At 73.9% G+C, this 10257-nt stretch carries 11 protein-coding genes and 2 pseudogenes; 10 read left to right on the forward strand and 3 right to left on the reverse strand.

Annotated features, from left to right (window positions below; translation table 11 throughout):
• Together HDR73_RS10235 and HDR73_RS10240 are read right to left on the reverse strand one after the other, a co-directional pair.
• A pseudogene (locus HDR73_RS10235) lies at positions 1–575 on the reverse strand (hypothetical protein); the annotation flags it as partial.
• A complete protein-coding gene (locus HDR73_RS10240) occupies positions 566–1126 on the reverse strand; it encodes a hypothetical protein (protein ID WP_012299433.1) in 561 nt (186 codons plus the stop codon). The pseudogene HDR73_RS10235 and the gene HDR73_RS10240, both read right to left, overlap by 10 nt.
• 180 nt (positions 1127–1306) lie before the next feature.
• On the opposite strand from HDR73_RS10240, the gene HDR73_RS10245 reads away from it, so the two are divergent.
• From HDR73_RS10245 to ypfJ, 10 genes are all read left to right on the forward strand, one after another.
• The gene (locus HDR73_RS10245; protein WP_094146276.1) at positions 1307–2512 is read left to right on the forward strand and encodes an aminotransferase class I/II-fold pyridoxal phosphate-dependent enzyme; all 1206 of its coding nucleotides are present in this window, start codon (positions 1307–1309) and stop codon (positions 2510–2512) included.
• Positions 2513–2641: 129 nt separating this feature from the next.
• Positions 2642–3577 (forward strand): ABC transporter ATP-binding protein, encoded by a 936-nt coding sequence (locus HDR73_RS10250; RefSeq protein ID WP_012299435.1) that lies wholly within the window; start codon positions 2642–2644, stop codon positions 3575–3577.
• Complete coding sequence (locus HDR73_RS10255) at positions 3574–4413, forward strand: ABC-2 transporter permease family protein (protein WP_012299436.1); 840 nt, start codon at positions 3574–3576, stop codon at positions 4411–4413. The genes HDR73_RS10250 and HDR73_RS10255 overlap by 4 nt, the downstream gene beginning before the upstream one ends.
• Positions 4414–4508: 95 nt before the next feature.
• Complete coding sequence (locus HDR73_RS10260; protein WP_012299437.1) at positions 4509–5750, forward strand: sensor histidine kinase; 1242 nt, start codon at positions 4509–4511, stop codon at positions 5748–5750.
• Complete coding sequence (locus tag HDR73_RS10265) at positions 5747–6445, forward strand: response regulator transcription factor (RefSeq protein ID WP_041464621.1); 699 nt, start codon at positions 5747–5749, stop codon at positions 6443–6445. Before HDR73_RS10260 ends, HDR73_RS10265 begins: the two co-directional genes overlap by 4 nt.
• A gap of 103 nt (positions 6446–6548) precedes the next feature.
• Positions 6549–6923, forward strand: coding sequence for an ATP-dependent Clp protease adapter ClpS (clpS, locus tag HDR73_RS10270; RefSeq protein WP_012299439.1), 375 nt, complete (start codon positions 6549–6551; stop codon positions 6921–6923).
• Positions 6920–7435 (forward strand): DUF2017 family protein, encoded by a 516-nt coding sequence (locus HDR73_RS10275; RefSeq protein WP_012299440.1) that lies wholly within the window; start codon positions 6920–6922, stop codon positions 7433–7435. The genes clpS and HDR73_RS10275 overlap by 4 nt, the downstream gene beginning before the upstream one ends.
• Before the next feature lie 113 nt (positions 7436–7548).
• On the forward strand, positions 7549–8562 hold the full coding sequence (locus HDR73_RS10280; RefSeq protein WP_012299441.1) for an NAD-dependent epimerase/dehydratase family protein: 1014 nt from the start codon (positions 7549–7551) through the stop codon (positions 8560–8562).
• Entirely contained in the window at positions 8559–9188 is a 630-nt protein-coding gene (locus HDR73_RS10285) for a DNA alkylation repair protein (protein WP_012299442.1), read from the forward strand. The genes HDR73_RS10280 and HDR73_RS10285 overlap by 4 nt, the downstream gene beginning before the upstream one ends.
• A 31-nt stretch (positions 9189–9219) precedes the next feature.
• Positions 9220–10134 (forward strand): KPN_02809 family neutral zinc metallopeptidase, encoded by a 915-nt coding sequence (gene ypfJ, locus HDR73_RS10290; RefSeq protein ID WP_012299443.1) that lies wholly within the window; start codon positions 9220–9222, stop codon positions 10132–10134.
• Between the two features lie 10 nt (positions 10135–10144).
• Here ypfJ and HDR73_RS10295 read toward each other — a convergent pair.
• A pseudogene (locus HDR73_RS10295) lies at positions 10145–10257 on the reverse strand (IS481 family transposase); the annotation flags it as partial.

Raw genomic sequence — 10257 nt, forward strand, 5'->3', positions numbered from 1 at the left:
CCCAGCAACGTCCCGCCGACCACCTGCGTGGTCGCATCGGTGAACAGGTTCACCGGTGCCCCGACGATCGCCCACCCGTTCGGCTGCGACCGGATCGACGCATCCCGCGGCACGAACTGGGCCACGTCCGCCAGCGACACCCCTGGTGTCGCCGCGACTACCGGAGCCGGATCCGCGGGCTTCGTCGGCGCCTTCGCCGGCGGCAAGAACGCATGCTGCCCGTCCGAACACAGACCCCCACCCGCCAGGCGGGCACTGGGCTGGCACGGCGCGTCCACGTCCGCAGCCAACCGACCCCGCGGCACCGGAGGCGGCGGCGCCGGTTTCGCGACACGTGGTTCTGCTGTCGCCGAGGCCTGCCCCAAGTGGTCGGCGACGTCGTCGGAGGGCGACCCTTCCGTGGTCGTCTCCGCTCGGAGTTGGACTTCCCCCATGCCGACGGCACCGGATGAGCAGGTCGGCATACGCGTGTATCCGATTCCGCAGTAGCCGTCGGCCGCTTTGCTAGCCGACGCCGGGACGACGACGGTGAGCACGACCGCGACGATGAGTATCGACGGGTAGCTCAGTCGCATGCGCGCGTGTCCTCGTTGCGGACGGAGTCACTGATGCGCCAGGAACCGTCGGCGATCTTGACTGCCTTCATCTGCAGGGCCACGGCGGCATCACGTTGCGGCGTCACATCGTTGCCCTGCTCGTCCAGTGTCCTCGTCCCGCTGATGTCGAGGCAGGCTTGTGCGGTCATGTACTCCGAACCCCGCGCGTCAGAGCCTCGATCCGTGACTCGGAAGCTCCGGGACATCGCTTTGCCGATCACCGTCTGATGGTTGTCCGCGCTGTACTTGAGCGAGTCAAGCTCGCCTTGAAGAGCGGACCCTGTGAGCAACGGAGTCAGGTCCGCCTCGGTCTCGCTGCTGAGATCAATCCCGACGAAGCGCGCGAACAGATCTTGGAACGCCTGGTCGTCCTGCGGCTCCTGCGTCAGGGACGGGGCCGGAGCGGGTGCCGGTGACGGCGCAGATGAGAGCGCGCATCCCGCGAGCAGCTGGCTCGTGACGAGGAGGGCCAGCGACAGCGCTGCCGCTCCTCCTCGACGTCGCGACGGTATGAGCGGTTGCTCGTGCAAGATCGTCTCCCCGGTCCGTAGGTGACCCGCGCGGAAAAGGAGGCGCGAGAGCGCCGGGCGTCGCGGGTCCCGGAAAGGTAGCCGGGGCAGGGCGAACAGGGTTGCATCGGTCCACACCGCCCGAAGATCGCGCGGCGCTGTCGCCTGTGAAGGGAGGAGCGAGCGCGGGATGATGGGCGCATGACGATTCCCGGTGCGTGGGTGCGCGCGGCCCGAGGGGCGATGCTGCTGACGCCGGACGGGTTCCCGAGCACCACCGTGTTCGCGGAGATGAGCGCGCTGGCCGCGGCGACCGGCGCGATCAACCTCGGCCAGGGGTTCCCGGACGAGGACGGGCCCCGCGAGGTGCTCGAGGCGGCGCGGGCGGCGATCTCCGCGGGCATGAACCAGTACCCGCCGGGCCGCGGGACGCCCGAGCTGCGGGAGGCGGTCGCCGCGCACCAGGGGCGCTTCTACGGTCTGGCCGTCGATCCGGACACGGAGGTGCTCGTCACCGCCGACGCGACCGAGGCCATCGCCGCGACGCTACTCGCGCTCGTCGAGGAGGGCGATGAGGTCGTGACGCTCGAGCCGTTCTACGACGCGTACGGGGCGCTCATCTCGCTCGCTCGCGGGATCCACCGGACCGTGCCGCTGCGCGCTCCCGACTTCCAGCCCCGGCTCGACGACCTCCGCCGGGCGATCACGGACCGCACCCGCGTGATCCTCCTCAACGACCCGCACAACCCCACGGGGACCGTGCTCAGCCGCGAGGTGCGGGAGCTCGTCGTCGAGCTCGCCATCGCCCACGACGCGGTGATCGTCACGGACGAGGTCTACGAGCACCTCGCCTTCGACACGCCCCACGTGCCCGTCGCGACGCTGCCGGGTGCGCGGGAGCGCACGGTGACCATCTCCTCGGGCGGCAAGACGTTCCTCACCACGGGGTGGAAGGTCGGCTGGCTGACCGCGCCGGCGCCGCTCGTGTCGGCGATCCTCGCGGTGAAGCAGTTCCTGACGTTCGTGAACGGCGCGCCGTTCCAGCCCGCCATCGCGACGGGGCTCGCGCTGCCCGACGAGGTGTACGACGGCATCGCCGACGACCTGCGGCGCAAGCGCGACGTCCTCGCCGCGGGGCTGACCGCCGCGGGCTTCCGGATCCACCTCCCCGCGGCCGGGTACTTCATCGTCGCCGACGCGGCCCCGCTCGGCTTCCCCGACGCCCGCGAGCTGTGCCTGCGCCTCCCGGAGCTCGCGGGCGTCGTCGGCGTGCCGCTGTCGGCCTTCTGCCACGCGCCCCTCGCCGCGGAGCACGCGTCCCTGGTGCGGTTCGCGTTCTGCAAGCGGATCGACGTGCTCGAGGAGGCGGCGCGACGGCTCGGCGCGCTGGCGGTCGGGACCGCCTGAGCCGGCACCCTGGTACCGGCGTCTCCTCCGGACGGGGGCCGGAGGGGGGACGCCGCCCCGAGGAGCGCGCCCCTAACGTTGCTTCCGCGGGCGCTGGGCCCGCGCACCCACCCTGAGGAGGCAGCGCGCATGATCGTCGCTGAGAACCTGACCAAGCGCTACGGCGCGAAGACCGCCGTGGACGGCGTGAGCTTCACCGTCCAGCCGGGCATGGTGACCGGATTCCTCGGTCCGAACGGCGCCGGCAAGTCCACCACGATGCGCATGATCGTCGGGCTCGACACCCCCACGTCCGGCTCGGTGACCGTCAACGGCCGCCGCTACCGCAACCTCCAGGCCCCGCTCCACGAGGTCGGCGCGCTCCTCGACGCCAAGGCGGTGCACACCGGCCGGAGCGCCTACAACCACCTGCTCGCCATGGCGGCCACGCACGGGATCCCGCGGACCCGCGTCGACGAGGTCATCGAGATGACGGGCCTGCAGCCCGTCGCCAAGAAGCGCGTCGGCGGGTTCTCGCTCGGCATGGGCCAGCGCCTCGGCATCGCCGTCGCGCTCCTCGGCGACCCGCGCACGCTGATCCTCGACGAGCCCGTGAACGGCCTCGACCCCGAGGGCGTCATGTGGGTGCGCAACATCACCCGCTACCTGGCCGGACAGGGACGCACCGTGCTCCTCTCCTCGCACCTCATGAGCGAGATGGCGCAGACAGCCGACCACCTCATCGTCCTCGGGCGCGGTCGCGTGCTCGCCGACGCTCCCGTCGCCGCGGTCGTCGCGGGAGCCACGAGCGGCCTCGTCCGCGTCCGCTCCCCGCACGCCGACCGGCTCGGCCAGGCGGTTGCGCGACCCGAGGTCGTGGTCACCAGCGTCGAGCGCGACGTGATCGAGATCACGGGGCTGACGGCCGCGCAGGTCGGCGACGCGGCGATGTCCGCCGGGGTCGTCCTGCACGAGCTCACGCCCGTCACCGCGTCCCTCGAGGACGCCTACCTGTCGCTCACGCAGGGCGACGTCGAGTACCACAGCGCCGCAGTCGGCACGACCGAGCAGGAGATCGCACGATGACCGCCACCAGCACGACCTACGCGCCCGCACCGGTGACGACGGGCCGGCCCACGCTCCCCCGCCTCATGCGCTCCGAGTGGATCAAGCTGCGGACGCTGCGCTCCACCGTCTGGTGCTTCGCGCTCGTCTTCCTCCTGCTCGCCGGCTTCTCCGCGCTCTTCACGCCCTTCGTCGTGGACCAGCTGCGGGATCAGCTCTCCCTCCCCGGTGTCCCCGCATCCGACCTGCTGATCCAGGTGGGCCTCAGCGGAGTGACCCTGGCGATGCTCGTGGCGGGCGTGCTCGGGGTGCTGGTCATCAGCGGCGAGTACTCGACCGGCATGATCCGCTCGTCCTTCAGCGCGGCGCCCCGTCGGCTCGACGTGATCGCCGCGAAGGCGATCGTCTACACGGTCGTCACGTTCGTCGTGACCGCCGTCGCGGTGGCCGCCGCGCTCCTCATCGCCCGCGGGTACTTCGCGTCGGCGGGCGCGGAGGTCGACGTGCTCGACGGCGACTTCCTGCTCGCGGCCCTCGGCGGCGTGCTCTTCGTCGTGCTCATCGGCCTGATGGGCTTCGGCTTCGGCCTGCTGCTGCGCAACGGCGCGGCGGGGATCGGCGCCCTCGTCGGCCTCGTGCTCGTCGTCCCCATCGTCGGCCAGCTGCTCGGCGGCGTTCTCGACTGGGTCGCGGACCTCGCGCCGTACTTCCCGCTCAGCGCCGGCAACCGGCTCTACAGCACCGCCACCGGGGCGCCCGGCGAGCTCGAGTTCTGGCAGGCGCTGCTCGTCATGGTCGCGTGGGTCGCCGTGATCCTCGTGCCCGCGCTGATCCTCGCCAAGAAGCGGGACGCCTGATCGACGCGGGCGGGAGGGCGCCGTCGGGCGCGGCGGACACCGCCGCGCCCGACGGCGTCCGCCTGCCCACCCCACCCGGCGCGGTCCGGGGGTGGATGGCGCGGCATCCGCGGGTCGTCGACGGCGCCATCGCGATCGCCTACACGCTGCTGTCGGTGAGCGCCGCCCCCGTGGTGGGCAGCCGATCCTCCACCATCCCCGGGGGCGTGGCGCTGGCGGTGCTCAGCATCCTGACAGGCGTGGCGCTCATGTTCCGGCGCAGCCGACCCGTGGCCGTCCTGGCCGTCACGGGTGCCGCGGCCGCCGCGGCGGCGCTCGTGTCCGGGAGGTTCGACGGCGGGGCCATCCCCATCGCGCTCTACGCGCTGGCCGTCTACGGGTCGTCCCGGCGTGCGTGGATCGGGTTCGGGGGCGTGGCCGTCGTCATCGCGGCCGTCACGCCGGCGACAGCCGGCGAGGGTCCCCTCGCCCTGTCGATCGCGACCATGCTGCTGGTGAACCTGATCCTCCCGCTCATCGCGACGCTCATCGGCACCAACGTGGGCGGACGCAAGCGGTACGTCGAGGCGCTGCGTGACCTCGCGGTGCAGCTCGCCCGGGAACGCGACCAGCAGGCGCGGCTCGCCACGGCGGCGGAGCGGACGCGGATCGCGCGGGAGATCCACGACATCGTCGCCCACGGGATCACCGTGATGGTGACCCTCGCCGACGGGGCGGCCGCGAGCGCCGTCGCCCGGCCGGAGCTCGCGCGCGACGCGATGCGCGAGGTCGCCGAGACCGGTCGCACGTCCCTCTCGGAGATGCGCCGGATGCTGGGCGTCCTCGCCGAGGAGCCCGGCGCGGGCGACGCCGCCCCGCCGTCGCTCCGCGCGCCCCAGCCCGGGCACGCCGACCTCGCCGCCCTCGTCGACTCCTTCCGCTCCACCGGCCTCCCGGTGCGCTTCACCAGCACGGGCGCGCCGCCCGACGACCCGGGGCGCCAGCTGGCCGTCTTCCGCGTCGTGCAGGAGTCCCTGACCAACGTGCTCCGCTACGCGCCGAACGCCGACCGGGTCGAGGTGCGGGTCGACCACCGGCCGGAGGAGATCACCGTCGAGGTGACCGACGACGACCTCACGGGACCCGTCGTGCCACCCGTCCCCGGCAGCGGGCGCGGCCTCGTGGGCGTCGCGGAGCGCATGGCCGTATACGGCGGCACCGCCACCGCCGGGCGCCGTGAGACGGGCGGCTGGCGCGTGCTGGCCACCATGCCCAGCGGGCTCCACGACGTCCGGCCGGGCGACGTGTCCCGGACCGCCGACCCGACCGACAGCCCCCGCGTCCAGGAGGACCGTTGACCGACACCAGCTCCCCCGTCCGCGTCCTGATCGTGGACGACCAGGCGCTCGTCCGCATGGGCTTCCGCATGGTGCTCGACGCCGAACCCGGGATCGAGGTGGTCGGCGAGGCAGCCGACGGCCGCGCGGCCGTGCAGCGCACGGGCGAGCTCGCCCCGGACATCGTGCTCATGGACGTCCGCATGCCCGGCATGGACGGGATCGACGCCACGGCCGAGATCGTCGCCCGGCACCCGGCGACGCGCGTCATCGTGCTCACCACGTTCGACCTCGACGAGTACGCGTTCGCCGGGCTCCGCGCGGGTGCCAGCGGCTTCCTCGTGAAGGACACGCGGCCCGAGCACCTGATGGAGGCGATCCGCGCGGTGGCCGACGGCGACGCCGCCATATCGCCACGGGTGACGCGCCGCATGATCGAGCTGCTCGGCCCGACGATGCCCGCGACCGGCGGCGCGGCCGGGACCGGCGAGGGCGCGGCCGACCCGCGCCTGCGTCCCCTCACCGCGCGCGAGCTGGAGGTGCTCACGGCGCTGGCCGAGGGGCTCACCAACCAGGAGATCGCGGGACGCCTGTTCCTGTCGGAGTCGACGGTGAAGACGCACGTCGGCCGGGTGCTGGCGAAGCTCGAGGTGCGGGACCGCGTCCAGGCGGTGATCCTCGCGTACGACTGCGGGCTCGTGCGGCCCGGTGCGTGACGGCCGGGCGCATGACGGCCTGCCCTCGGGGTCGCCGACGGCCCGCGCGGCAGGAGAGGATGGACGCCTCGGCCGCTCGCCGGGACGACCCCACAGGAGCGCGATGACCACCACCGCCGCGGACGCGCACGCCCCGCGCCTCCTGCCCGCCGCGCGACGGGCCGCCGACCCGCCCGCCGGCGATCCCGGGTCCGGCACGAGCACGGGATCCGACACGAGCCTCCTCGAGCGCGCGTCGACGCCGCCGGTGTGGAGCTGCGTGGTCTGGAACGACCCCGTCAACCTCATGACCTACGTCTCGTACGTGTTCCGCAGCTACTTCGGCTTCACCCGCGAACGCGCCGACGAGCTGATGCTCCGCGTGCACGAGGACGGCCGGGCGGTGGTCGCGACGGGCATCCGCGAAGAGATCGAGCGGCACGTGCTCGCGATGCACGGCTTCGGCCTCTGGGCGACGCTCGAGCGGGTGGACACGTGAGGGCCTTCCGCGCGCGCCCTGACGGCACGGTCGCCGCGCACCTCGAGCCGCACGAGGTCGCGATGCTGCGCGGCCTCCTCGGCGAGCTCAGCGGGATCCTCGAGGAGGGCACCGCGACCGGCGGCGCGACCGACGGGGCCGCCCCCTCCCCCGTCGTCGAGCGCCTGCTGCCCCAAGCATACCCGGACGACGCCGAGGCCTCCGCCGAGTTCCGGCGGTTCACGGCGTCCGACCTCACCGAGGCGAAGGCCGCGAACGCGAGCACGGTCGAGGCGACGCTGGCGGAGGCCGACGCGCGCGGTGCCGGCCGACGCGGGCTGCTCGTGGTGCTGGATCCGACGGGCGCGCAGGCCTGGCTCCGCACGCTCAACGACCTCCGCCTCGCGATCTCGGTGCCGCTGCGCATCGACGAGGCCGAGGGCTGGCGCGATCGCGCCCCATCGGAGAGCGCGAGCCTGTACGACTGGCTGACCTTCGCGCAGGGGTCGCTCATCGAGGCCGTCGACCGCTGAGCATCGGCCCGCACCTCCCGCTGGCCGGCTCGGCGGCGGGCGCCGGCGAGCATGATGGAGGGGACCCGCGGATCAGCCGGCCCGCCGGGTCCCGTCCGCAGGAGAGGAGCAGCATGCGCGTCGTCGTCATCGGAGCCACCGGGAACCTGGGTACCGGGGTCCTGCGCCGCCTCCACGCCGCGGGGGCCGAGATCGTGGGCGTCGCCCGGCGCATGCCCGACGCCTCGCTCGAGCCGTACTCCGAGGTCACCTGGCGCCTCGCCGACATCGGCGCGGCGGGCGCGGTCTCCGGGCTCGCGGCGACCATGCGGGGTGCCGACGCGGTGATCCACCTCGGGTGGGCGCTGCAGCCGAACCACCGCGAGCGCGTGATGCACCGCACCAACGTCATCGGCACGGCGCACGTGCTCGAGGCCGTCGCGCAGGCGGGAGTGCCCCAGGTGGTCGTCGCGTCGTCGGTCGGCGCGTACAGCGCGGCGGCGAAGGACCGGCCGCGCGACGAGACCTGGCCCACGGGAGGGATCCACACCTCCCACTACTCCCGGCACAAGGCCGAGAACGAGCGCGCGATGGACGCGTTCGACGAGGCCCACCCCGGGATCGTGGTGACGCGCATGCGGCCCGGGCTCGTGATGCACGACGAGGCGGCGGCGGAGATCGCCGGGCTCTTCCTCGGGCGGTGGATCCCCACGCGCTGGCTGGGCCTCGCCACCCGCACCCCGGTACTGCCGCTCCCCCGCGAGCTGGTGTCGCAGGTGGTGCACAACGAGGACGTCGCGGACGCGTTCTGGCGCGCGGTGGAGCGGCGGGCGCCGGGCGCGTTCAACGTGGCGGCGGATCCGGTCGTCGACCCCGCGCTCGTCGGCCGGCTGCTCGACGCACGCGTCGTGACGGTGCCGCTGCCGGCGCTCCGCGCGCTCGTGTCGGCCAGCTGGCGGCTGCGCGTGCAGCGGACGGATCCGGGCTGGATCGACATCGCCGCGAACGTGCCCGTCATGTCGACGGCCCGCGCCCGCGAGGTGCTGGGCTGGGTCCCGACGCACACGGCGGAGGAGGTGCTGGTCGAGTTCGGCCGCGCCTTCGTGCACCGCACCGGGCGCGAGGGCTCGGCGCCGCTCGCCGGATGACCGAGGACGCCGACTTCGTCGCGGCGGCGCTCGAGCGGGAGGGGGCGTGGTACCGCGCCGAGGCGGAGCGGGAGCGGCTGCGCTCCGACCTGGACTTCGTGGGGGCGTCGGTCGGCGCCGTGCGCGGGACGGTGCGCGACCTCGGGCGGCGCCGGCCCGGGATGACCCGCGACGAGGCGGTGGCGCTCGCGTCCGAGCTCTGGCGCTCCCGCGTCTACGAGCGTCGCCTCGCCGCCGTCGTGCTGCTGCAGGAGCACGTCGACGGGCTCGACAACGGCGACCTCACCCGCATCGAGGGCTTCGTGCGGGACGCGCGGCTGCGGGCTCTCGTGGATCCGCTCGCCCTCGACGTCATCGGCCCGCTCGTCGAGCGGCTGTCCGGCGTCGCGCGCACCCGGGCCGACCAGGCGCTGGACCGATGGGCCGGCGAGCAGGACGTGTGGCTGCGCCGAGCCGCCCTGCTCGCGTCGACGCGTCCGCTCCGCGCCGGCGGCGGCGACTGGGACGCCTTCCTCCGCCGCACCCGCACCGCCGAGGCCGCACCCCGGGGCGCGCACGACGTGGTGCGCGAGGCGGTCGAGCGGGTGCGGGAGGTCGTGCGCGAGACGCGACCTGACCTCGCCTGACGCCTCCCCCGCCCGCGGGTACGTTCATGGCATGACCTTCGACGACGACGCCCGCATCGACAGCAGCAAGGTCACGCGACGCCGCGGCGGCCGGGGACGGACGACCGGCATCGCGGCCGGCGGCGGCGGGCTCCTGGTGGTGGTCGCGGTGATCCTCGTGCAGCAGTTCACGGGCGTCGACCTGTCGCAGATCGTCGGCGGCGGAGCGGGCGGCACGGGAGCCGGCGGATCCTCGCAGGAGCAGGACGAGGCGATCGAGGGCTGCACGACCGGCGCGGAGGCCAACGCGAGCGTCGAGTGCCGCATGGCGGGCGCGGCCGACTCGCTCGACACGTACTGGACGACCGCCGCGACGGAGGTCGGCATCGCCGACTACGCGAGCCCCGGCTTCTCGCTGTTCGACGCCGCGACGAGCACCGGCTGCGGCGAGGCGACGAGCGCCACCGGCCCGTTCTACTGCCCGCCGGACCGACGCCTCTTCGTCGACACGACGTTCTTCGACGAGCTGCGCACGCGCTTCGGCGCCTCGGGCGGTCCGCTCGCGCAGATGTACGTGGTGGGCCACGAGTGGGGCCACCACATCCAGCAGCTGTCGGGCGCGTTCGACCGCGCCGACCGCAGCGGCACGGGGCCGGACTCCGACTCCGTGCGGCTCGAGGTGCAGGCCGACTGCGACGCCGGCGCCTGGGTCGGCGCCGCATCGGAGGTGCGCGACGACACCGGCCGCGCCTTCCTCGAGCCGGTCACCCCGGCCGAGGTGGCCGACGCGCTCGACGCCGCGGCCGCCGTCGGCGACGACCGCATCCAGGCGCAGGCGGGCGGCGGGGTGGACCCGGACACCTGGACCCACGGATCCGCGGAGCAGCGCCAGCGGTGGTTCGAGGCCGGCCGCGCGGGCGGGCCCACGTCGTGCGACACGTTCGCGGTGCCCGGCAGCGCGCTCTAGTTGTACTGGGTCATGACGTTGGTGACACTCGGGCCGCGGGCGTGAGCCCGTGGCTTGAGTGGATTCGTTCAGTGTTGTAGTGCTCGATGAAGGGGTCAAGCGCGTCGGCCCGGTGTTGGTTGC

This window comes from Clavibacter sp. (assembly GCF_014802555.1).
In the GTDB taxonomy this organism is placed as follows: domain Bacteria; phylum Actinomycetota; class Actinomycetes; order Actinomycetales; family Microbacteriaceae; genus Clavibacter; species Clavibacter sepedonicus.

What these genes read in the sequence shown, in the direction of transcription:
- HDR73_RS10250 (WP_012299435.1), top strand. Translation starts at nt 2,642, where the DNA reads ATGATCGTCGCTGAGAACCTGACCAAGCGCTACGGCGCGAAGACCGCC.
- HDR73_RS10280 (WP_012299441.1), top strand. Translation starts at nt 7,549, where the DNA reads ATGCGCGTCGTCGTCATCGGAGCCACCGGGAACCTGGGTACCGGGGTC.
- HDR73_RS10260 (WP_012299437.1), top strand. Translation starts at nt 4,509, where the DNA reads ATGGCGCGGCATCCGCGGGTCGTCGACGGCGCCATCGCGATCGCCTAC.
- ypfJ (WP_012299443.1), top strand. Translation starts at nt 9,220, where the DNA reads ATGACCTTCGACGACGACGCCCGCATCGACAGCAGCAAGGTCACGCGA.
- clpS (WP_012299439.1), top strand. Translation starts at nt 6,549, where the DNA reads ATGACCACCACCGCCGCGGACGCGCACGCCCCGCGCCTCCTGCCCGCC.
- HDR73_RS10245 (WP_094146276.1), top strand. Translation starts at nt 1,307, where the DNA reads ATGACGATTCCCGGTGCGTGGGTGCGCGCGGCCCGAGGGGCGATGCTG.
- HDR73_RS10255 (WP_012299436.1), top strand. Translation starts at nt 3,574, where the DNA reads ATGACCGCCACCAGCACGACCTACGCGCCCGCACCGGTGACGACGGGC.
- HDR73_RS10285 (WP_012299442.1), top strand. Translation starts at nt 8,559, where the DNA reads ATGACCGAGGACGCCGACTTCGTCGCGGCGGCGCTCGAGCGGGAGGGG.